This is a genomic window from Blastopirellula retiformator (assembly GCF_007859755.1).
GTDB lineage: Bacteria > Planctomycetota > Planctomycetia > Pirellulales > Pirellulaceae > Blastopirellula > Blastopirellula retiformator.
Map to the genome: position 1 here is coordinate 246,935 of NZ_SJPF01000002.1, position 22,808 is coordinate 269,742.

Sequence of the window (22,808 nt, forward strand, 5' to 3'; positions counted from 1 at the left end):
GCCCTGTCTGCGGTAAAAATAGTAGTAGTACGCCGCGCGTGACGGGAGACTTCCAATGATTGAATTTCGCTATCTGCAAACCGGCATTACCGCACTAGCCCGGGCACATAGAGCGGGAACCATGGCGGGGCATTTGGGCGCTGCCGTGGTCGCCGGCTATTTCTATGGCGAAGACCACGCCGAATTGCCCGAGGAAGTTTGCCAGGGAATCGAAGGAGAGCTGGAGCGGGTCATCGCCGGCGAAGAGGGAATCTGGTGGAACGTTGAGCAAGCCGGCATCAAGCCGGAGGACCTGTTTCAGCCGCTCGATCAACAAGCGGCGACGCCTGACGGTATTGATTCGATTGCTGACGCGTTGGCCGAAAACGTCGGCCAGCTTCGCCAGTCGGGACACAACATCATCTTCGCAGCGCTCGCGTTGCGAGCGCTACAGGATCATCCTGATTTTGCGACGCCGCAAACCATCGCCGGCATTCGGAAACTGACCGCCGGCTTTCAAAAGGCGCATCCGGGACGCGGCTACTATGGAAAGGAAAAAGGTTGGCTGCTGGGGCATCAAGTCAAACTGACCGACGACGCCAGGTTCGCTCCTTACAACTCGATTCAAGACATGGTCAACGTCTCGATCGATGAGCTGATTGCGACCGCCGCTGTTCGCAAACAGGGCTTCGGCGGGCTTTGGCATCTGGTCAATCATGCGGCCGCGATCACCGAAATCAATCGGTTCGGCTATCGGCAACTCGCCCAGAACGCCTTGCCGGCGCACCACTTTCATGTTGAATTGTGGCGGTCGCTGCCCGACGTTTCGGACGAACTGGGGAACGTGGAAAAGTCGCCGGAAGACCCACGCCAGCCCGCCTACTGGAACGGGATGCTCAAACGTGATCAAGCCCGCCTGACCCATCGCGTGAAGACGTTGTATGGCTATGGCACGCTCCGTCGTTGGATTGAGGATGAAGGCAAGCGGAATCAGGCGGATGAGGCGCTCCGCTATCTGATGGCCTGATTTTCGCCGCACAAGTCGCGGCGTGCCTCTTCTCATGGTCTAGCAGCCACCGTTTGCGCGGGAGACCGCCGCCGTAGCCAGTCAAGGATCCGCCCGAGCCGATGACCCGGTGGCATGGCACGACGATCGCAATCGGATTGGCGCCATTGGCCAAACCGACCGCCCGCGAAGCGCTGGGCTTGCCGATCCGCCGAGCCAGCTCGCCATAGCTGCAGGTCTCGCCAGGAGCGATCCCGCGCAGCGCTTTCCAAATCAGGCGTTGAAACTCGGTGCCGCCGGTCCGCGTTGGAAGCTTTTCGACGGCCGACAGATCGCCAGCAAAATAGGCGTGCAGCGCCTCGGAAATCAGGTGCGGCGTTTCTCCCGCGGTCAACTCGTAGGTTCCGTAATGCCGTGAGAGGAGTCTTCGCATGCGCGGCTCGTAATCGTGAAAGTCGAGCGATCGCAGCGTCCTGTCGGCGTCGGTGACGATGAACATCTCACCCAGAGGAGACGTTTGTCGGCTAAGTTGCAGTTGCATTGGGGACCTCCTGTGGGTGACTCGATTCCAAAGATGACGATTCGCTGGTCCACAGGTGCATGACGGCGTAGGCTCGCCACGGTCGCCAGTTCTCGGCCCATGCCAGCAGTCGTTTGGCGGTAGGGCGAACGCCGTCGACCGCCATCACCCGTTGCAAACCGACGTCGGCGGCGAGAAACGCGTCGCTGTCACGCAGCACCCGCATTGCGATATAGTGGGCCGTCCAGGGGCCGATGCCGCGTAGCTCGCACAATGCTTCGATTGCGTTCGCTCGCTGCCCGATCGTTTCTAACAGCTGCGGTTCGGCCGACAAACGCGTGGCGAGATCAACGATGGCGGCCGCTCTGGCCCGCGGCATTCCGAGCGACTCGATCGTTTGTTGGTCAAAACGTTCAGGCGGCGGAAAGCGATGCGTCAGACCGGCCGGACCTTCCCCCTCCAGCGGCACGCCCAGTTTCGAGACAAGTCGACTAGCCAGCGAGCGGGCGGCCTGGACGGTGATCTGTTGACCCAGGATCGCCCGCACGGCAATCTCAAAGCCGTCCCACGCGCCGGGAATACGTAGGCCCGGACGAGCCTCGATCAGCGGGGCAAGCCGCGGATCCTGCGACAACACGCCGCCGATCGCGCCAATGTCGGCGTTCAGATCAAACATGCGACGTATCCGGGCAATGATCTGCGGCAGACTCTTCAGCTGGGGAAAGCGGATCGTCACCTGTAGCGCCGCTTCATCCGGCGCGTCGGCGACGTGGAGCGTTCCGACAGCCCCGTCGAGCTCAATCGCGCGCGCGTAGCTGGCGCCCTCGACTTGCTCGACGCCTGTGATGGCGCGTTGCTCCAGAAATCGCAGGATGCTTGGCCAGTCGTAGGGCGGGCGATACGGAAGCGACAACGACAGCTGCGAACCGGGGCCCGCTGCCTGGCGATGTTGGCGCCGCAATTTCGCCGGCGGTCGATCGTATAGTTTCTGGAACGCTTCGTTGAAGCGGCGTAAGCTTTGAAATCCGGCCGCCAGGGCGACGTCGATCATCGACAGATTGGTCTGCTGAAGCAACTGGAGGGCGAGCAAGACCCGCCGCGTTTGGGCGACGGCGATTGGCGAGGCGCCCAACTCTTGTTGAAACAGGCGCCGCAGCTGACGCTCACCGATGCCGAGTCGCTCGGCCAGTGCGGCGACGTTTTCAACGTCGAGCGCCCCTTCCTCGATCCACCGCAGTCCTTGGGCGACGACCTGCGTGGCGCCCTCGTTCCAAAACTGGGGTGCCTTTTCCGGTCGACAGCGGAGACAGGGACGGTAGCCCGCTTCTTGCGCTGCGGCCGCTAAACTGGCGAACCAACAGTTCTCCCGCTTTGGCGGCACGGCTGGGCAAACCGGTCGACAATAGATCTGCGTCGTCCTCACACAGGTGAAGAAGCGGCCGTCGTGACGTTCGTCGCGGGCCAGCACAGCGCGGTAACAAGCTTCGGCGTTTAGTTCCATACGTTTAATATAGAGAGGGGGCGAAATGGCGTCTCGCGGTTTTCGGACATGATGGTCGATTAATTCGTCGCTAGGGCGGATCCAGCGGCGGCCTGTCTTGCGCAACGCCCCAGTTTTTTGGCGTAGTCCGCGACCGATTTCAGGAAAAAACGGAGCCGACAAAAGAACTATTGGCAATTTTCGATTCAACGAGATATCATGGCAGCCAATCGGAGACTTTATAAAATCTCTCCGGCGACATTTCCCACCTGACAACGACGCCTCGCTCGCCCCCGCCTGAGGCACATCCATCTGGAGACGACCTGATGCAGCCGCTTCGTAGTCTTACGTTGGCGATCACCGTCGCTGTTTCTCTTTGCTGCGGATCCACCGCGCTGGCCCAATTGCAAGTCGGCGCCGCGGCGATCGACGTCACGCCGCAGCAGTTTCCGGTGCTGATCAACGGCAGCTTCTACAGCCGCACCGGCGAACCGAAAAACATCTTCGCCCGCGCAATCGTGGTCAGCGACGGCAAGTCGCAACTCGCGATTGTGGTGACCGACAGCTGCATGTTGCCGAAAGACTTGATCGACAGCGCCAAGCAGCTTGCCGCAGAGCAGACCAAGATCCCGACCGATCATATTCTGATGTCGGCTACGCACACGCACAGCGCGCCCTCGTCGATGGGCGCCCTGGGAACTCCGGCCGATGAGTCTTATACCCCGTACCTGCGAATCAAACTGGCCGAAGCGGTGCTGGCCGCGCAGCAGAACCTGGCGCCTGCGAAGGTCGGCTACGGCACGGCTGACGCCAACGAGTTCACCGCGCTGCGGCGGTGGATTTTCGGCCCAGATCACATAGGGACCGATCCGTTTGGCAACAAGTCGATGCGGGCCCAAATGCACGCCGCCAAAAACAACATCAAGAACGTCACCGGCGAGTCGGGGCCCGAAGATCCGGAGCTGGCCCTTATCTCGTTCCAATCGCTCGACGGACGCCCGATCGCGATGTTGGCGAATTTCTCGATGCATTACTTTGGCGGCGGTGGAGCGGCCGACTATTTTGGCGACTATTGCCGCGCTCTGGAGGCGAAGTACGACCAGAAGAGCGAAGACAAACCGCCGTTCGTTGCGGTCATGTCCCACGGCTGCAGCGGCGACATCTGGCGGGTCGACTATCGCGCCGGCGCCAATCAAACGTATGACGGCTTTGTCGAAGGGATGGTCGACCGTACCGAGCAGGCGCTCGACGCAATTCAATACGAGAGTGACGCGACAATCGACATGGCCGAAATGCGGATGGAGCTGAAGTATCGCGTACCGACCAACGAACGTCTCACGTGGGCGAAGAACGTCATCGCCGAGATGGGGGACCGCAAGCTGCCGAAGACCCCGGCCGAAGTCTATGCCTGCGAACAGCCGATTCTGCACGAGCGGCAATCGACTGAAATCGTGTTGCAGGCCCTTCGCATTGGCGACATCGCCATCACCACGACCCCCAACGAAACGTATGCCCTGACCGGCTTGAAGCTGAAAGCCCGCAGTCCGCTCGAGAAAACGTTCGTCATCGAACTTGCCAACGGCGGCGACGGGTATATTCCCCCGCCGGAGCAACATGTGCTGGGTGGCTACAACACCTGGGCCGCGCGTTCGGCCGGTCTGGAAGTGACGGCCGAGCCGAAGATCGTCGCAGCCGACTTGAATCTGCTCGAAAAAGTGACCGGCAAGCCGCGCCGTGAAGCGACCGCGCCTGCCTGTGCGATGGCCGACGCAATCGCCAAGCTGAACCCGGTTCGCTACTATCGGCTGGACGAAATGGAAGGCCCCACGGTCACCGACGCTTCCTCCAGCTATCGCGATGCGACGTACGAAGATGGCGTCGTCTTCTATCTGGCCGGCGCCGACGCCCCAGCCTTCTCGACCGCCGACACGATCAATCGGGCCGCTCACTTTGCCGGCGGGCGGATCGTGACGCGGACTCCAGAACTGAAAGGCGACTACACCGTCAGCCTTTGGTGCTGGAACGGGCTCGATCTCGACGCTCGCCCCATCGCCGGTTGGATGTTCTCGCGCGACTATGTCGATAGCGTCACGCCGGAAGGGATCCAGTTGGGGCTGGCAGGCAAGGGAGACAACGCCGGCCGCGTCGTGTTGCAACTGGGAGACAAGCCCGAGTCGCAGGTCTTCGGCAAGACGCCGCTGGAGCGTTGGATCTGGCACAACGTGACGCTCGTCAAAACGGGCGACCAGGCGAAAGTCTATGTCGACGGCGCCTTGGAGCTGGCCGCCGACGCCAAATCGGTCGGCTCGTTCGATCACACGTTCTTCGGCGGCCGCAGCGACAATCAATCGAACTGGGAAGGCCGTTTGGATGAAGTCTCGGTCTACGATCGAGCCCTTACCGACGCCGAGGTTGCAACGCTTGCGGCCGAAGGAACTGGCGAAGGCGGCAGCGTCGCTCAGACGCCGCAGCTGAGCGAAGAGGACAAGACCAAGGGAGGCCGCCATTGGGTCGACGAAAAGACGCCGGCGCCCAAGTCGCCTGCCGAAGAGTTGGCTTGCCTGCAGATCGAGCCAGGCTACAAGATCGAATTGGTCGCCGCCGAACCCCTGGTGATGGATCCGGTCGCCATCGCGTTTGACGCCCGCGGACGAATGTTCGTCGCGGAATATAGCGACTACCCGATCGGTCCGCCGAACGAAAGCGATGACCCGCTGTCGCGGATTGTGTTGTTGGAAGATACCGATGGCGACGGGCAATTCGACAAACGTTCGGTCTTCGCCGACAAGCTTACCTTTTGCCATAGCCTGATGCCGTATGCCGGCGGCGTGTTGGCCTGCGCCCAAACGCAAGTCTTGCTGCTCAAAGACGCCAATGACGATGGCGTCGCCGACTCGCGCGAGGTCGTGTTCGACGGCTTCGTGCCGGCGCATGCTCAGATGCAGGTCGGCAATCCTCGCTGGGGACTCGATAACAAGATCTATCTGAACTACGGCGTCGGCAAGATCACCAAGGGAGAGAGCGACGCCGAGCCGTTTGACATGCCGCGAACCGAATTCTGGTTCGATCCGATCACCCGCGAGTTCGGCCCAGCGGCCGGCACTGGGCAGTTCGGCAACACGATCACCCAATGGGGCGATCGCCTGTTCGTCACCAACCGCAATCCGATTCTCGCCGCGCCAATGACGATGGGGGAGCTGCGCCGCAATCGCTTCGCGCCGATCTACACCGCCCAGTACGACGTCGCCCCTTCCGGCGGCGCCTCGAAGGTGTATCCGCTGGTCGCGATGAAAAGCAATTGGCTCTCGCACGCGGGTACGCATACGTCGGCTTGCGGCACGACCGCCTATGTCGGCGGAGCGCTCGGCAAAGCGATGGAGAACAGCGTCTTCACCTGCGAGCCGATCGGTCACTTGGTTACCCGGGCAATCGTCACCCGCGATGGCGCCCGACTCACTTCGGTGCGGGCCCGAGAAGAGGCCGATTTTCTGGCGTCGACCGATACCTGGTTCCGCCCGGCCAGTCTGGCGAACGGTCCTGACGGCGCCCTCTACTTGGCGGACATGTATCGCTTGTGGGTCGAACATCCGAAGTTCCTGCCGCCCGAAATCGCCGCGCAGCTTGATTGGCGGGCCGGCGAAGATCGCGGTCGCATCTGGCGAATCACTGCCGATAACAACACGCCGCTCCCCAAATACACAATGCCGACCACGACCGACCAGTGGGTCGCGATGCTGGCCGACTTCAACGGTTGGCGACGCCGTCTGGCGCAGCAGACGCTGGTCGAAGGGCAAGTGACCTCGGCCGCTCCGGCGATCAAAAAGCTGTTCGAGCAAAGCGAATCTCCGTTGGCTCGGTTGCATGCGATTTGGACGTTGGCCGGAATTGGTCAATTGGAGGAGGGGACGATCGCGGCGGCGCTGGGCGATAAGAACCCGCATGTTCGCGCCGTAGCCATTGAACTGGCGAGCCAAGTCTTTAGCGACAAGCCGGAATTGCTTACCGCGACCATGGCGTTGGCTGACGACAGCGATCCGTTTGTCCGTTATCGGCTGGCGCTGGCGATGGGTACGACCGCCGATCCGCGGCGAGTCGACGTCTTGGCCAAGCTGGTCGCCAGCGATGGTGATGACGTCAACTTTGCGGATGCGATTATGACGGCGACGGAGACCTGCAGCGGCGCGGTCCTCGCGAAGCTCGCCGATACGGCGGCGGCTGACGCAATTAACAGGCGTCTGGCCAAGGTGGTCGGCGCTCGCAAAGATGAAGCCGAAACGGCGGCCCTGGTGCAATTGGCGCTGCAAAGCCCGGCGCCCCATCGGAAGTTGATCTTGCTGGCTGGTCTGGCGGAAGGTTTCAACAGCAATCCCAAGTTCGAGGCGCTCCTGAAGCAGGCGAGGCCCAACGCCGAAGCGTTGACCGAGCGGCTGGAAGAGGTCGCCCTGAATGAAGCGCAGCCGCTGGCCGATCGGCGCGAGGCGATCTTGCTGTTGGCCCGGTTTTCGTCGGTGGGTGACGATTTCTTCGCTGATCTGCTTCATCCGCGGTTACCTCCTGCCGTTCAATTAGCGGCGATCGATGCGCTTGGCGGCGGGCTCAATGAAAAGCGAGCCCAAGTGCTGCTGACCGCGTGGCCCGAAATGGAGCCGCAGTCGCACCAAGCGGTTCTAACTCACTTGCTGAAGAGCCAACTTGGCGTCGACAGCCTCTTCGCCGCCATCAAGTCAGGCGAAGTCTTGGCGTCAGCCGTCAGTCTCGATCAACAGCGGGCCCTGCACGAGCATCGTATTCCGGCGATTCGCACCGCCGCGGCCGAGGTCTTTGGCAAAGCGGCCTCGACCGATCGCGACGCGGTGCTGGCCGCCTACGAAGAAGCGCCTCGCACGATCGGCGGCGCCGTGGCTGGCCGCGAGGTCTTCCTGAAAAACTGCGCCAAGTGCCACGTCGCCACCGAAGAGGCAGGCCGCAGCGTCGGTCCCGACCTGGCCGATTCGCTCAACCGCCCGCGGGAAGCGATCCTGTACGACATTTTGAATCCCAGCGGCAAAGTTGAACCGAAATACGCCGCCAGTCAGATCCTGACCCTCGGCGGCCAATCGTACATCGGCATCGTGGCCAGCCAATCGGGCGAATCGATCGTGCTGCAACTGGCCGACGGTAAATTGCAGGAAACGCCCCGCAGCGAAATCGATCTCTTCCAAACCAGCGAAAAGTCGCTGATGCCTGAGGGGCTGGAAAAGGAGATTAACGTCACCGACATGGCGAATCTGCTCGAGTTCCTGAAATCGCCGCTGCCGAAGAAGTAAGGCTACCGGCGAACAAACTGGACCGCCTGCGCGCGTTTTTTTTGCTCTCCTCGCTTTCTGGCAGTCTGGGCAACTTTCGTGTCGGACTGGACCGGACCGTTTCGTCTTTTCGCGATGCGAGATAGTGGACTGGACCAGCGCATTTTTTTTCTCCGTAGGGTGCGTCTGGACGCACCGAGAACCTGCTCTACGTCACGCGCTGGCATCGCGTGGAAACGCAATGACGCCAAGAGTTTGCGTTGCCACGCGGGTCGCGAAACCGCCGCCATGGCAGGTTCGTGGTGCGTCCAGACGCACCCTACCGACTATTCGACGGGCCACGCGCCAATGGACCGCTGATTCTCTTTTTTTCGCGCGGAAGACCGGCTGGTACTCTCCGCGGAGGCATCTGAGGATCGTCATCACTCCATAATCGACCCTTTTTCCGTGCGCTTTGTCAAGCATTTTATGCCCCGAGGTGGGGGTGTGCCTCGGCGGGTGCTGCTGGCGACTGCCCGCCCAGGTAACGGTGGTACCCGGCCTGACCCGCTTCGATTTCAGCCTCTGGACCTTGCGGGTTTTACGTATTGTCCATCCGAGACGACTGGTCTACTATTCACTCACCATCATGCCGGGACCAAGGGAGACGCCTATGTCTTCAGAAACCAAACAAAAAATCATCAAGGCCGCCAGTGCGGCGATGGTCGCCAAAAGCTACAACGGCTGCGGCCTGAATGAGATCCTGAAAGAGGCGGGCGTGCCCAAGGGCTCCTTCTATCACTTTTTTAAGTCGAAAGAAGAGCTTGGGATCGCGGTGGTCGAATGCTCGTCGGATAACGCCGTACAGATGCTTCGCGAGCGGTTGTCTGATCGTTCGATGACGCCGGTGGCGAGGTTGCGCGCCTATTTTGAATGGGCCCGCGAACATCTCAAAGCGGCCGGATTTCGTCGCGAATGCTTGATTCCGAAACTGGCCTTGGAAGTTGGCGCCCTCAGTCCACCAATGCAAGCGGCGGTCCGCTGCGGCTGGGATCAATGGCGGTCGATCATTGCCCAGTGCGTCCGCGAAGGGCAAGAGGCGGGCGAAATCGATCCGAACCAGGACGCCGAGAAGCTGTCCGACTTCATGATTTCGGCTTTCGAGGGCGTTTTGATCCGCGCCCAGGTCAACAACGACGTGAAGCCGATTGACGAATTCCTACATTTTGTGTTCGAATTGTTAATTGCCAAGCGAACCTGATACCAAGCCTCTCGCTCTGCATCGAAGCGGAGACGACTGGTCTACTGGACTCTCTGGAGATAACCGTATGAAACGATCCACGTTCCCCCTATTGGCCCTGGCGGCGATTCTGCTCGCCAACTCGGCCTGGGCGCAAATGCCGCCGGTGGCGGTTCACGCCGTTTCGGTCGAGCTGCGACAAGTACAACCCCATCATCGCTTTACTGGCAGCTTGCGAGCGGTCGCCCGGGGTAGCGTCGCGGCGCTAGAAGATGGCCGCGTGCTGGAAGTGACGGTTCGCGAAGGCGCCGCCGTCAAAAATGGAGACGTCATCGCGCGGGTCGACTCGCGGCGGCTCGAAGCCCAGCAAGGCGAATTGCAGGCGATGTTGCAAACGGCCCAGGCGCTTGTTTCGCAGCGACAAGCGGAACTGCGGCAAACCAAACTCGACCTAGAGCGTTCGCACAGCCTGGTCGGCCGCAACGCGATCTCGCAGCAGCAACATGAACACAACGAAACGGAAGTCGCCGTCGCCGAAGCGCGCCTGGCGACCGATCAGCGCCGCATCTCTGAGATTGAACGCCAGATCGAATTGATGCAGGTTCGGCTCGACGACACCACCGTTCGCGCTCCGTACGACGCCCAGGTGATTGATCGTCTGGCTCAACCAGGCGAATGGATCAAAGCGGGCGAACCGTTCGTGACGCTCGTCTCGACCGGCGAGATCGAGGCCTGGCTCGAGATACCGGAACGCTACGCCGGCGTCCTCAGCCAATACGCCCAAACGCCGGCGGTAAAAATCGTCGGCAGCGACAAACATTATGTCGCCAAATCGTCCAAGCGGGTCAACGAAGTCCATCCCCGCACGCGCACGTTTCAGTTCGTCGTGATGCTCGATGACGAAGAGGGAGAACTTTCTCCCGGCATGTCAGTCGACGCCTGGCTGCCGATTGGTCCGTCGCAAGAGGACCTGACGGTTCCGAAGGACGCGGTCGTTCGCGCTGGCGGCGCCGTCTACGTTTGTAAAGCGGTCGCTGGAGAGCAAGGAACCACCGCCGTCCGTCAACCGATCCAGGTCAAGTTTGAAACGGGCGATTGGGTCGTCGTCTCGGCGGTTGGGCTGACGCCCGGCGACAAGGTGATCGTGGAAGGGAACGAACGTTTGCTTCCCAACACGCCGATCGCGGTGACCGAAGTCAAACCGCCGTCTCTGCAAGCCGACATGAACGCCGGGCGTCGTCCGCGCTAACGACGCCCCTTTCGCGCCCAACTTCCATCACACTCTCTTAGGCGAAACCTGATGAACCTCATCCAGATGTCGGTGAAACAGCCGATCACCGTGGCGGTAGGCGTCATCCTGTCGGTCATGGCAGGCATGATCGCTTTCTCCCGCGTGCCGATTCAGATGACGCCGGAAGTCCAGTCGGTCGTCATTTCGGTCAGCACCTTTTGGGAAAACGCCTCGGCGCAGGAGATCGAAAGCGACGTCATCGAAGAGCAGGAAAAGCGGCTCGGCGATCTGGCGGGGCTCGTTTCGATGACCAGCACCAGCCAGCCTGGCAGCGGTCAGATTCGCTTGGAGTTTCAGACCGGCGCCAACATCGACGAAGCGATGTCGGAAGTCGATCAGAAGCTGTCGGAAGTGCCCGGCTATCCGGTCGGCGTCGATCAGCCGCAGATCGAAGATTTTGACCCCGAGTCGGTTGACTACATTTCGTGGATTGGGCTGGCGTCGACCGATCCCAACTTCGACGCCACAACGCTGTACGACTTTATGGAACGTCGACTCCGTCCACGGTTCGAGCGGATCAAAGGGGTCTCGCAAGTCGGCATTCGCGGCGCTCGCGAGATGGAAGTCCAGGTGCGGGTCAATCCGACCGCCCTCGCCCAACGCGGCATTACCTACAGCGAACTGGTAAACGCCCTGCAGTCGAACAACGGCAATTTCTCCGGCGGCAAACTGCCCGACGGAAAGAGCGACATTCGCGTTCGCATGGTTGGGCGATTTCGCGATCCCGATTGGGTCGAGAGCCTCGTGCTGCGGCGCGAAGCGAGCGGCCCGATCTATCTGCGCGACGTCGCCGAAGTGGTCGAAACGCATAAGGAGATGACCGAGTGGGTGCGAGCCCGCGGTCAGCGGATGCCGTTCTTTAACTTCATGCTCGAGAGCGGCGGCAACCTGCTCGAAACGATGGGCGCCATCAATGACGAAGTGGCGCGGCTGAATGCGCCCGGCGGGGTGCTGGAGCAGGAAGCGAAAGAACTTGGCGTCAACGGTACGTTTGAACTCGTGCCGACCTACGACGCGTCGACCTACGTGGTTGACGCGATCGACCTGGTGCAAAGCAACGTTCTGGTCGGCGGTTTGCTGGCGGTCTTTACGCTGTTGTTGTTCCTACGCTCGCTGCGGACGATTGGCGTGATCGCGATTGCGATTCCAATCTCGACCGTCGTGGCGTTCGTGGTAATGGTGATGCTAGGCCGCACGATGAACATCATCTCGCTGGCCGGCATGGCGTTCGCCGTCGGCATGGTGGTCGACAACGCGATCGTGGTGATTGAAAACATCTTCCGCCACCTGGAAATGGGAAAACCGCCGCGTCAGGCGGCAATCGAAGGGACGCAAGAAGTGGCGTTGGCCGTGTTGGCGTCGACGCTGACGACGATCGTCGTCTTCTTTCCGATCCTGTTGATTCAAGAGCAAGCGGGGCAGCTCTTCCGCGATATTGCGGTCGCGATTATGGCGGCGGTCGGCGTCAGCTATATCGTCTCGATCACGGTCATTCCCGCGGCGGCTGGTAAGTGGCTAAAGAGTAAACCGAAGAAGGAGACGGCCGAGCCGGCGATTCAGGAGCGTTCCGACACCTCGAAGAAGGCGGCCGGCGGACGCATGAAGTCGATGTTGCAGGCGGCGACCAACCTGCCGGCGATCGTCGGCGGCATCGTCTACAGTTTGACGGGCAACTGGTTCTCGCGATTGGCGGTGATTGGCGTATTCGCGTCGGTGACGCTGGTCGGCACCTGGCTGTTGATTCCGCCGCTCGACTATCTGCCGCTGGGGAATCGCAACATTGTCTTCGGCCTGTTGATTCCTCCGCCCGGTTACAACGTCGATCAGCTTTCGGAGCTGGGCGAGCGAATGGAGGAAGTGATTCAGCCCGCTTGGGAAGCGGCCGGCGACAAGTTTGGCGCCGAGGCGGTCGCGCGCGGCGGCGAATGGGATGGCCAAGATAACCGCGTCCCTTATCCGGTTTACGGCTCGGACGAAACGGTGACTCCGCCGCCGCTGGATCATTACTTCCTGGTGGCGTGGGATGGCCGCGTCTTTCAGGCCGGCATCTCGCAAGATAAGAAACGCGTCGTCGACGCGTTGCCGTTGATGAACGCGGCCGCCGCGGGAGCGAACGCGCCTGACGTGATCAACTTCGCCTTCCAAATGCCGCTCTTTCGCGTGGGTGGTACGACTGGTTCAGCGATCAAGATCGACTTGGTCGGCGACGACTTGGATAAGGTTTCGGCTTCGGCCGGCGCCTTGTTTGGCGCCTTGGCGCAGCAATACGGGCCGATGTCGGTGACGCCGGAACCGGCCAACTTTTCGCTGCCGACGCCTGAGCTGCGGGTGACGCCGAACAACGAACGCCTGCAGGATGTCGGCATGGAACAGAGCGATCTGGGCCTGGCGGTCGCCGCCAATGGCGACGGCATCATGATCCCCCGCGCGTTTGACGTTGGAGGCGAATTGAAGGACATCAAAGTGGTGACGCAAGACGCCCTGCTCGGCGATCCGATCTACGCAATGCACAACTCGCCGATCGCCACGCCGGAGGGACGCGTCGTCGACATGCAAAGTTTGGCGCATGTCGAGCGCGTCGAAGCGGCGGACCAGATCAAGCACTCCGACCGTCAGCGGGCGGTCACGCTGCAGTTCACGCCGCCCACCGGCGTGCCGCTGCAAAACGCGATCGAGCAAGTCGACGCCACCGTCGCCGAGATGCGCGATTCGGGCGCAATCCCGCAAAGCGTCGCCGTCAACATGGCAGGCTCGGCCGGCCAGCTGGCGCAGATTCGGACCGCCCTGATGGGTGACGGCACGCTGCTGGGCACGATCAGCAGCTCGCTCTTCCTGGCGCTGTTGATCGTCTACCTGCTGATGTGCGTGTTGTTCCAAAGTTGGGCCTACCCGATCGTGATCATGGTCAGCGTGCCGCTGGCGCTGTTGGGCGGCTTTGCCGGCCTGGCGCTAGTGCACCAGTGGAGCGTGATGGATCGCTACATGCCGATCCAGAACATGGACGTGCTGACGATCCTCGGCTTCGTCATCTTGGCGGGCGTCGTGGTGAACAACGCGATCCTGATCGTTTACCAGACGATTAACATCTTGAAAGGCCGTTCGGAAGAAGGGGAAGACACGTCGCACTACACGCCGCGGGAAGCGATCTCGAAGAGCGTCGAAAGCCGCGTCCGTCCGATCTTGATGAGCACGCTCACCTCGGTCGGCGGCATGCTGCCGCTGGTGCTGATGCCTGGTTCCGGCAGCGAGCTGTATCGCGGCCTCGGCGCCGTGGTGGTCGGCGGTCTGGTCGTCTCGACCATCTTCACGATGATCCTGGTGCCGGTCCTCTTGAGCGCACTGTTTGAGCTGTGGCCGCCGAAGAAGGAAGAAGACGAGGCGCTGGCGGTTTAAGTCAGTCCTTACGGCGTCTGCGACGGAAGAGCATGTCTTTGTCCTGGCAAAACGCATTGAAGACATGCTCTTCTGGCGAAGACGCGATAAGAGCATGACACCAAGCTGCTTGAGCATGGCGTCAAGTGATTGTCCGCGTCAGGGCGGGGTGGCGGTCGCTTTGAGCGACGCCCCACCGCCGAAGTCGTCGGCCAGGGTGATCTTGCCTTGGTCGACGACGACACCTTCGGCCGGATCTTCTTTCAGCAGCACGGCGCCATCCAGGTCGGCGTAGTCCAACAGCGGCGCCAGGTGGGCCGCGGCGCTGATGCCGATCGAGCTTTCGATCATGCAGCCGACCATCGTGCGCATTTCCAAACGCCGCGCCAATCGCAGCATTCGCAATCCCGGCGTCAGGCCGCCGCACTTGCAAAGCTTGACGTTGACGCCATGGAAGAAGCCTTCGCACTGGGCGACGTCTTCTTCGACCTGGCAGTTTTCGTCGGCCACCAGCGGCAGGGCCGAATGCTGGAACACGTCGCGGCGATCTTCGGCCGAGGCGGCGTTGGGGAGCGGCTGTTCGATGAACTCCACCCCCAGCTCGGCCAGTTCGTGCGAGTAGGCGATCGTTTGCTTGACGCTCCAGCCGCAGTTGGCGTCGACGCGAAAAGTCGCGTTGGTTTGCTCGCGCAGAGCGCGGACGATCGCCATGTCATCCTTGGCGCCCAGCTTGATCTTGTAGACGCTCCAGCCGGGGCGTTCGTTCAGCTTGGCGACCATGGTTTCGATCGTGTCGATGCCTATCGTGTAGCTGGAGTCGGGAGTGTCCTTCCACTCCAACCCCCAATTCTTGTATAGGGGCAGATTCGCTTTGCGGGCCGCCAAATCATGCGCGGCCATGTCGATCGCGCTGAGCGCGAACATGTTTTGCAGGCGGCTCTTGGCGAGCGGCCAGGCCTCTTCCGGCGAGTTGGCGGCATACACGTCCAGCAAGTCGTCGGCGCCAAGCAGCGCCGCGGTCATCGACTCGATCGTATGACCGTAGAAGCTGTTCTCGGTCACCTCGCCGAAGCCGGAAATGCCGTCATCTTCCAGCTCAACTACCAGGCTGTTCTGGAAACGAATCGAGCCGCGGGCAATCGTGAATTCGTGCTGCAGCGGCAACTGCAAGCGGTGAAGGGTCATCTTCATTGGGCCAGCATCTCTTCTTGCAGCTGGATCGCCGCATCAACCAGTTCGTCAGCGCCGGTGCGATAGACGTCGCAGACCGGCAGTTGGAATTCTTCCCGAGCTCGGGCCAGTTCGGCCATCGCTTCCTCTTCGCTCAGCGAGCGGGTATTGACCGCCACGCCAATGAACTTGCACGGATGACGCAGGTTGGCCATCACCTGGTAAGCGTTGAGCAGTTCCTGATGCGGGCGAAGCGGGATGTTGTTCAGCCCTTTGACCTGCTCGCGACCCGCTTCGTAGCAGTAGATCAACCCGTCAGGCGCCGCGCCATGCAACAACCCAGCCGTCACCGCCGAGTAAGCGGGATGCGAGATGCTCCCCTGCCCTTCGATCAGCAGGAAGTCGTTCTCTTCGTGCTGACGGACGAAGCGTTCGATCGTGCCGTTCACAAAGTCGGCGACAACGCAGTCGATCGGCACGCCGATGCCGGAGATCATGATGCCGGTTTGCCCGGTCGCGATGAAGGCGGTGTTCTGTCCGCGGCTGCGCAGACCAGCGTCGACTTCGAGCGACGCGACCATCTTCCCCAAGCTGCAGTCTTGGCCGACCGCATGAATGCGAACGCAACCTTGGCGGAACGGTTGTCCGGTAGAGATCTGTCGATAGCGATTACGGCGCACGTCGATTAAACGAGACCCGCTTTCTTCGGCCGCTTGAGCCAACTCGGGATCGTCGATCAAGAAGTCGTGCAGACCCGAGACGATGTCCAGATTGCGGCGAATCGCTTCGAGCAAAATCGGCCGCCAGCTGGGCGGCAGATTTCCCCCTGGAGGAGCAATGCCGATGTAGACGGCGTCTGCGTCGGGCGCCTGCGTCAGGTCGGCGACCAGTGGCACGTCGCCGCCGGTCTTGAAGGTCTCTTGGGCGGTTTTGGTCGTGGCGCTCGTTTCCAGCACCGCGGCGATATCGCTGGTGCGGTAACGCAACATGCTGATCGCGGTCTTGGCCAGGAAGGGGGACGAGAAGCCATCGGTCAGCAGCACGATCCGATGGTGATCTTGCAGACGGTGCACGGCCGATTCGCCGGCAGCTTCAGTAATTGCGGCGGTATTCATATCCAGCGCTCAAAGACCAAGGTGTTGATGATGAAGTGTCGATAAATGATCGTATCTCGAGCTGCTTCCAATTAAAATGCGCAGTCGCGCACAAACATATCAAAATTGCGCAGGCCGTCAGAATCGGCCGTTGGCGCTTGGCTTGTTAGGGTGAGTTGTGGTGCAGGAAAACTATCGCCGCGTGGCGGTTTTGATCGAGACGGACGACAGTTGGGGCCGAAGCGTCGTCGAGGCGATCGGCCAATTTGCCCGGCAAGAGCATTGGCGACTGTTGATCGCTCCCCGCGATTCGCAAAACCGGCTGCGGCTACCGCGGAAGTGGGAAGGCGACGGCGTGATCGTCCACCTGCGCACCCGGGCCTTGGCGACCCACCTGAAGCGGTTCGGGCTGCCGACGGTCGACGTCTCCCAGATGCTGCCAGGCGAAGCGTGGTGCGGCCGCGTGGCGACTGATGACGAACGGCGAGCTCAGCTGGCGATCGCGCATCTTCGCCAGCTGGGGCTGAAGCACTTCGCCTGTTATGCGCCGCCGCTGGGACGCTACAACGACCAGCGGTTCGAGATCTTTGCACGGCAGTTGAAAGAGGCTGGCTACGCCTGTTCGATCTTCGATTCGAAGGAAGTTCGCCAAGGTTGGGCGGTCGATCATCAGCATGTGATGCAGTGGCTGAGCAAGTTGCCAAGGCCGCTGGGGGTCTTCGCCGCCGATCCTTACCCGGCGCGGCAACTGGCCGAGATCTGCGATCTCGGCGGCATTCGCGTGCCGGACGAAGTCGCGATCCTGGCCGGCGACGATGACGACCTGCTTTGCAACCTGGCCTGGCCGCGGCTGTCGGCGATTCAACTTGGATGCCATGCCCTTGGTACCGAAGGAGCGAAGCTGCTGAAGAAACTGATCAATGGAGGCGCCATTCCCGCCAAGCCAAAGTTGATCGCACCCATTCAAGTTCGCCAACGCCACTCGACCGACATGCTGGCGATCGCCGACGCCGAACTGCTGGCGATCTTGCGGTACATCCGCGAACATGCCGATCAAGGCCTGCAGGTGAAACGATTGGTTCGCGAGTTCCCGGTCTCGCGGCGTTCGCTGGAACAACGCTTTCGCGAGCAACTCGGCCGTTCGCCCGCCGAAGAGATCCGCCGCGTCCGGCTCGAGCGGGCCAAGACGCTGTTATTGGAGTCTTCGCTGTCGATCGCCGAGGTCGCCCGGCAGTGCGGCTTCGCTTCGAGCGCCCACTTCTCGACGGCGTTTCAAAAACAGCATGCCGCCACGCCGACCGCCTGGCGGGGCGAGCATGGCTAGAGCGCGCAAGCGAACGCACCTTGCCGCGGTGGGCAAGGTGCGTTGCTGTTTGGGGAGTGGCGAAGTCTTCCGTTCGCATTAGGCTCGGACGAACTGCAGTTTGGCGGCGTTGTTGTCGGCCAGTTGGAAGCTGAAGGCGTTGGCGCCGCTGGTTTGCAGCGAACCGGCCAGCTTCTGGTTGTCGGTCGAGCGGATCAGGGTCAGCGAGCCGCTGTTGATTTCGTAAGTCCCTTGGAAGCTGCTCGTCGAACCGCTCTTGTTGATCGCCGACCAGCTGAAGCTGCCGTTGGCGTTCAGGTCGAGCTGAATCTTGGCGCCGTTGGCCAGGTTGGCCGACCAGCGACCGACGTGTTCCGGCAGGTCATTGGTGGCGACCGGCGTGGTCACTACCGGCTGAGAAGCTTCCGGTTGGGCGGCCGGCGGAGCGAATCCGCCCAAGGCTTCCAGGGCCGAAGTTTCGGCATTCACGGGAGCCTGCTGCTGCGGCTGGGCGGCCGGAGCTTGCTGCTGAACTTGCGGCTGCTGGGCCGGTTGTTGCTGTTGCGGAAACGGCTGCGGGGCCGGGTTCGGCGGGGTGCTCACAAAGCGGGGTTGGTGGTGGTAGATCGGCTGACGATAGCTCGAGTAGTTCTTCTTTTGATAGTGGTTGAAGTGGCTCGGGGTGTAGTTCGACTTGAAGCCGTATCCGCCCCCTTTGCTGTGGCAGCCGCCGGCTTCGGTTTGCGTCGAGAAGGCGACGACGATGGTGGCGACAGCGATCAGGGTCAGGATGTTTTTGGTGGTCGTGGTCATGATTCAGCTCCGTGAGGGTAGGTTGTGTTTTGTGTTGGTGGGAAGCGTTGACTGCCTCTCTACCTAGGCTGAGCGAGAACCTGACCCGTTTGTTACAGACCAATCTCAGAAAACTTGGAAGAGCTCGTTGTGTGCCACCGCTGGCTTGCCCAGCAGTGATTTCGATGCCCTGATGATCGATCGTATCTTGTTTCTGTACAACGCCTTATGGCTATTGTTGGTAGCGCTGCTGGACGAGCCAGCAGTGGCACACGGCAGATAAATTCTGGCTTCGAACCCGAAAAAGCGGCTACGTTTTCCTCCGAGGAAAACGCAGCCGCTGCGCGGAAATGGTTCGTCGCGCGGACGTCGCGACGCCGCGTTCTGCTAGTTGAGCCACGAATCGAGCGTCTGCGAGGCGTTCTGCACCGATTCCTGCGGCTGGAGCTCCTTTTTCGAGACGTTGGTCAGCTTGGCGACATACTGCATCGTGCTCTTCACGGCGTCCGGAGCAGCCGTCGCGTCGATTTTCACCGTGTAAATCACCAGGTATTCGCCATTCGGGGTCCGTTCGATCGACCAGGCGCCGATCTTGGTCTGACCGTTCTGGGCCAGCAGCTTCATGGTCGTTTCGACGCTCGGCGCCTTGTCCAGCTTGGCGGCCAGCGACCAAACCTTGCGAATATCGGCCCGCTCGTAGTACTCGGTTTCCTTGGTCAAAAAGACCGAGGTGTCGCCGTAACCCTTTTCATCGAACTTCACTTCGTAGTGACCGCTCTCATGCGTGGTAAACGTCAATTCGGCCTCTTCCAGCAGCTTTTCGGCCGGAATCGGCGCCAGTTTCCACGAACCCCCCAGGAAATCCTTCACTTCCGAGACGTCGACGCTATAGCTCACCAGCCGCGCTTTCGGGGCAATCGCCTGCGAAATCGCGACCAATTCCCCTTCGTTGTTGACGACCGGACCGCCGCTGTCGCCCGAGTTGATCGGCGACTGGGTTTCGACCACTTTGAAGTCATGTTCGCCGGCGCCGGTGCGGAACTGCTTTTGGTAGACCGAGCGAACCGTGCCCGAGGTGTAGACCCACAAGGCGTCGGTCGAACCCGGGTTGCCAATCGACTGAACGTCTTCGCCTGGGCCGATGCCGTCGGCTGACAGCCCAATCGCCGTCGCGCCGGTCGGGATCTTATCGAGCTCGATCAGGGCCAGGTCCCGTTTTCGGTCAACCGCGATCACCCGGCCGCGAATGCCAAGCTTTTTGACGTTCGTAAGGTAGTGCGAGCGTTCGACTTTCGGCTTGCCGTCGGTCAGATCGGCGAAGAAGACCACCGCCGCCCGAGCATCGCCGACGACGTGAAAGTTGGTCACCAGCAGCTTCTTTTCGGCGTCGACCAACACGCCGGTGCCGCTCGAGGTTTCGCCGCCAGTCTTGGCCAGCACCCAGGCGGTCGACTTCAGAGTTTTTTCGTAAATCGAGCTGTCAGCACGGCTTACGGCGGCCACATTGGCCAGGCAAGTCAGAGCCACAGCGGCCGTAAACCAAGTTTTCGTCATCGTTTGCATCGTTTTCACCATTTCCGCGAGAGTTAAAAAGCGTCCGTCAGGCGATCGTGCCTGGTTACTAGGCTCAGCGAGGAACCGCGGCCGATGTTACGCGCGAATTTGGGAAAGCCGGAAGTTGGGGGAAATAGAACACGGAAGCCGCGGATGGGATCACGGATGAACACGGAACAGAGGAAGAGTTCAGACGGAACTGGACCGCCCGTTTCGTTTTTTTCCAACCTCGGGCGGGTCGCGAAGCGACAAGATGCCTCACCATTCGCGCCGCCCCACCAACCAACGCCACGACTGGACTGGACCAAAACGTTTTTTCATCAGTCCCAGAGGGACGCCGCCAACCTAGCCCAGGGCAAAGTCGCCCCAAGCGACGCAGCCCTGGGTTCATCACATCACGTTCTTCGCTGACGCCGGACTGGACCGTTGCGTTTTTTTCTTCGCACCGTTGGTGATTGGCAGACGCATTCCCGGGGCCTTGCGCACTCGGGCTACGATCGGGGGCGACTGGACCGGACTGTTTTCGTTTTTTGGCTCCGCGCAGGGATAGTGGACTCGACTCGCGCCTTTTTTTCTCGCCATACGGTAGTTTGGGGGGGCTGGGGGCCTTGGCGATGCGACTGGACTCGGCCGCGCACTTTTTCTTGTGGGACACTGCCTCGGGCGGGTCGCGAAGCGACAAGATGCCTCACCATTCGCGCCGCCCCACCAACCAATGCCACGACTGGACTGGACCAAAACGTTTTTTCATCAGTCCCAGAGGGACGCCGCCAACCTAGCCCAGGGCGAAGTCGCCCCAAGCGACGCAGCCCTGGGTTCATCACATCACGTTCTTCGCTGACGCCGGACTGGACCGTTGCGTTTTTTTCTTCGCGCCGTTGGTGATTGGCAGACGCATTCCCGGGGCCTTGCGCACTCGGGCTACGATCGGAATCGACCGGATTGGACCGCGCCCGATTTTTTTCGCCCATCAAATCTCCCTGTTTCATTCGCACCCGAACGGAAAGTGGACTCGACCGCGCCATTTTTTCTGCCGGCGACGGACCTCGGTCGCATTCCATGGAACGCCGGTAATCGTTCCAAGCACGAAATCGACCATGTTTCCGTGCGCTTTGTCAATCATTTTTGTGACCGCCGAAGTTCGGGTGCCACTGTCGTCTGCGACAGTGTTCTTCCAAGAACCACGATCGAGTTCAATCTCTTCGACAGAGCCCGAAGCAGATTCTTCTTTGACTTCCAGACACGCATCCAATAGCTTGCCAAACATGAATGGAGAACCACCACATCGAAAACGGGTGAAGCACTTTCATGTGCCTGGTCATTTCCACGAACTAACATTCTGCTGCTATCGACGTCGGCCGCTGCTCACCAACGACGCATGGCGAGACCTATTTGCTCGTTCGATCGGCAAGGCTTGTCAAACCGAACGATGCCAACTGGTCGCCATGGTCTTCATGCCAGAACATGTCCATCTCTTAGTCTGGCCGACCCATCACGATACAAATATCAGTCGGTTGCTACAGCGAATCAAACGACCGACGTCGGCAGGCGTCAAAGCGATGCTGGTAGAGGCCCGCTCGCCACTGTTGGACGAACTGACGGTTCGAACGCGGCCAGGCGTTCATTGCTTCCGCTTCTGGCAGGAAGGCTCTGGCTACGATCTGAATCTATACGAGCGAGCAGCCGTCGAGGCGGCGATCAACTATATCCATGAGAACCCGGTCCGGCGAGGACTTTGCCGCCGGGCGGTCGATTGGAAGTGGTCCAGCGTGCGGTTCCATTTGCGTGGAGAGATCGAGCCCCACTTGCCGACACTAAGCCGATTGCCAGCCGAGTTTCTTGATGGCGGAGGTGTGCAGACGCCGAACTTGAGGTGACGTTTCTGGAGAAATATGAAGAACACTGTCGCGGACGACAGTGGCACCCAAGATTAAGAACGTCGGGCAGTGCCACCCGTCCGCCGGCAAACTGCATGACGCCCACGGCGCCAAGTCGCTCATGCCGCCGTCAGCCGTGGGGCGGACGACCAAATGCCAATGGTTGGGCATCAGTTGGTAGGCTAAAATTTGACACGGGTACCGCGACAGCCCCTCGGCCAAGATGCGTTCAAACGCTTCGAAATCGTCCGGCGTATCGAAGATCGCCGCCCGAGAGTTGCCTCGATTCAAGGCATGATAGATGCCGCCGGCTTCGTCTGCTCGCTTTGGCCTACCCATGACAGCAGGGTATCATGTGCTGGCGGAGGAAAAAAGAGTCCTGACACCTTTTCTTCTCCAAAAGGCGGCCTCAATCGCCACACCCGATTGAAGTTCATCCCATTACGCCAGTTCATCCCGGCGATTGGGGGTGGCTGTTTGACTGAATTCTCAGTAGGGAGGTTGGAACTAAAAATGGGAACAGATATCGAAACTCATGAAGTTGAAGATTCACGGTATTTCTGGAACTCCGTGGGGGTCATTGCCTGGCATTTATTCTGGAACGGAGTTCATTATCTATTTGCAGCGATCGCGGTCGCGTCGATTATTCCCCCATGTACCTCACACCCATCCCAGGCTATTGTTTTTTCAGAGTCGCTTCCGCCAATTCTAATCGCCTATTCCATAGCTTGCTTTGCATCCGTATTTCGAATTCGGTATGCGATTGCCGATGCGTTGATTTACTTGACGATAATTCTTCTTGTAGGGATGTTGAATTTTCAACGATTAGCCTTGCAATAGCGTTGCGGGGCAGTCGCACGGCGATC

The 22,808-nt window shown here is 60.6% G+C and carries 15 protein-coding genes and 1 pseudogene; 8 read left to right on the forward strand and 8 right to left on the reverse strand.

The features are described 5' to 3' along the window. Positions 1-55 precede the first annotated feature (55 nt). A complete protein-coding gene (locus Enr8_RS26075; RefSeq protein WP_246120003.1) occupies positions 56-1,006 on the forward strand; it encodes a hypothetical protein in 951 nt (316 codons plus the stop codon). Positions 1,007-1,094: 88 nt separating this feature from the next. On the opposite strand, the pseudogene Enr8_RS26480 reads toward Enr8_RS26075, so the two are convergent. Together Enr8_RS26480 and Enr8_RS08395 are read right to left on the reverse strand one after the other, a co-directional pair. After that, positions 1,095-1,526, reverse strand: a pseudogene (locus tag Enr8_RS26480) (methylated-DNA--[protein]-cysteine S-methyltransferase); the annotation flags it as partial. Further along, positions 1,510-3,006 (reverse strand): AlkA N-terminal domain-containing protein, encoded by a 1,497-nt coding sequence (locus tag Enr8_RS08395; RefSeq protein WP_146430398.1) that lies wholly within the window; start codon positions 3,004-3,006, stop codon positions 1,510-1,512. The pseudogene Enr8_RS26480 and the gene Enr8_RS08395, both read right to left, overlap by 17 nt. 305 nt (positions 3,007-3,311) lie before the next feature. On the opposite strand from Enr8_RS08395, the gene Enr8_RS08400 reads away from it, so the two are divergent. The 4 genes from Enr8_RS08400 to Enr8_RS08415 all read left to right on the forward strand — a co-directional run bounded on the left by Enr8_RS08400 (position 3,312) and on the right by Enr8_RS08415 (position 14,173). Beyond that, positions 3,312-8,291 carry a PVC-type heme-binding CxxCH protein gene (locus Enr8_RS08400; protein WP_146430400.1) on the forward strand — a complete coding sequence of 1,660 codons (4,980 nt, stop codon included), beginning with the start codon at positions 3,312-3,314 and terminating at the stop codon, positions 8,289-8,291. A 631-nt stretch (positions 8,292-8,922) separates the two neighbouring features. Beyond that, positions 8,923-9,510, forward strand: a complete 588-nt coding sequence (locus Enr8_RS08405; protein ID WP_186767522.1) for a TetR/AcrR family transcriptional regulator — start codon at positions 8,923-8,925, stop codon at positions 9,508-9,510. Between the two features lie 67 nt (positions 9,511-9,577). Continuing rightward, positions 9,578-10,738 (forward strand): efflux RND transporter periplasmic adaptor subunit, encoded by a 1,161-nt coding sequence (locus Enr8_RS08410; RefSeq protein WP_146430404.1) that lies wholly within the window; start codon positions 9,578-9,580, stop codon positions 10,736-10,738. A gap of 51 nt (positions 10,739-10,789) precedes the next feature. Next, positions 10,790-14,173: an efflux RND transporter permease subunit gene (locus Enr8_RS08415; RefSeq protein ID WP_146430406.1), complete on the forward strand. Its 3,384-nt coding sequence runs from the start codon at positions 10,790-10,792 to the stop codon at positions 14,171-14,173. Positions 14,174-14,311: 138 nt separating this feature from the next. Here Enr8_RS08415 and Enr8_RS08420 read toward each other — a convergent pair whose 3' ends face one another. After that, positions 14,312-15,343, reverse strand: a complete 1,032-nt coding sequence (locus Enr8_RS08420; RefSeq protein WP_146430408.1) for a dipeptide epimerase — start codon at positions 15,341-15,343, stop codon at positions 14,312-14,314. Beyond that, complete coding sequence (locus Enr8_RS08425) at positions 15,340-16,437, reverse strand: DUF1611 domain-containing protein (RefSeq protein WP_146430409.1); 1,098 nt, start codon at positions 16,435-16,437, stop codon at positions 15,340-15,342. Before Enr8_RS08425 ends, Enr8_RS08420 begins: the two co-directional genes overlap by 4 nt. Positions 16,438-16,618: 181 nt before the next feature. On the opposite strand from Enr8_RS08425, the gene Enr8_RS08430 reads away from it, so the two are divergent. Then, complete coding sequence (locus tag Enr8_RS08430; protein ID WP_246120004.1) at positions 16,619-17,740, forward strand: AraC family transcriptional regulator; 1,122 nt, start codon at positions 16,619-16,621, stop codon at positions 17,738-17,740. Positions 17,741-17,818: 78 nt separating this feature from the next. Here the strand turns inward: Enr8_RS08430 and Enr8_RS08435 are convergent, their stop codons facing one another. From Enr8_RS08435 to Enr8_RS08445, 3 genes are all read right to left on the reverse strand, one after another. After that, on the reverse strand, positions 17,819-18,532 hold the full coding sequence (locus tag Enr8_RS08435) for a hypothetical protein (RefSeq protein WP_146430413.1): 714 nt from the start codon (positions 18,530-18,532) through the stop codon (positions 17,819-17,821). A 366-nt stretch (positions 18,533-18,898) separates the two neighbouring features. Continuing rightward, positions 18,899-20,065, reverse strand: a complete 1,167-nt coding sequence (locus tag Enr8_RS08440; protein ID WP_246120005.1) for a S1 family peptidase — start codon at positions 20,063-20,065, stop codon at positions 18,899-18,901. A gap of 985 nt (positions 20,066-21,050) precedes the next feature. After that, complete coding sequence (locus Enr8_RS08445; protein WP_146430419.1) at positions 21,051-21,332, reverse strand: hypothetical protein; 282 nt, start codon at positions 21,330-21,332, stop codon at positions 21,051-21,053. On the opposite strand from Enr8_RS08445, the gene Enr8_RS08450 reads away from it, so the two are divergent. Beyond that, a complete protein-coding gene (locus Enr8_RS08450) occupies positions 21,331-21,942 on the forward strand; it encodes an REP-associated tyrosine transposase (protein WP_146430422.1) in 612 nt (203 codons plus the stop codon). The two genes, Enr8_RS08445 and Enr8_RS08450, sit on opposite strands and share 2 nt — an antisense overlap. Here Enr8_RS08450 and Enr8_RS26485 read toward each other — a convergent pair. Then, on the reverse strand, positions 21,880-22,281 hold the full coding sequence (locus Enr8_RS26485) for a transposase (RefSeq protein WP_146430424.1): 402 nt from the start codon (positions 22,279-22,281) through the stop codon (positions 21,880-21,882). The two genes, Enr8_RS08450 and Enr8_RS26485, sit on opposite strands and share 63 nt — an antisense overlap. On the opposite strand from Enr8_RS26485, the gene Enr8_RS25300 reads away from it, so the two are divergent. Beyond that, positions 22,237-22,782 carry a hypothetical protein gene (locus tag Enr8_RS25300; protein WP_186767601.1) on the forward strand — a complete coding sequence of 182 codons (546 nt, stop codon included), beginning with the start codon at positions 22,237-22,239 and terminating at the stop codon, positions 22,780-22,782. The genes Enr8_RS26485 and Enr8_RS25300 overlap by 45 nt on opposite strands. Positions 22,783-22,808 lie beyond the last annotated feature (26 nt).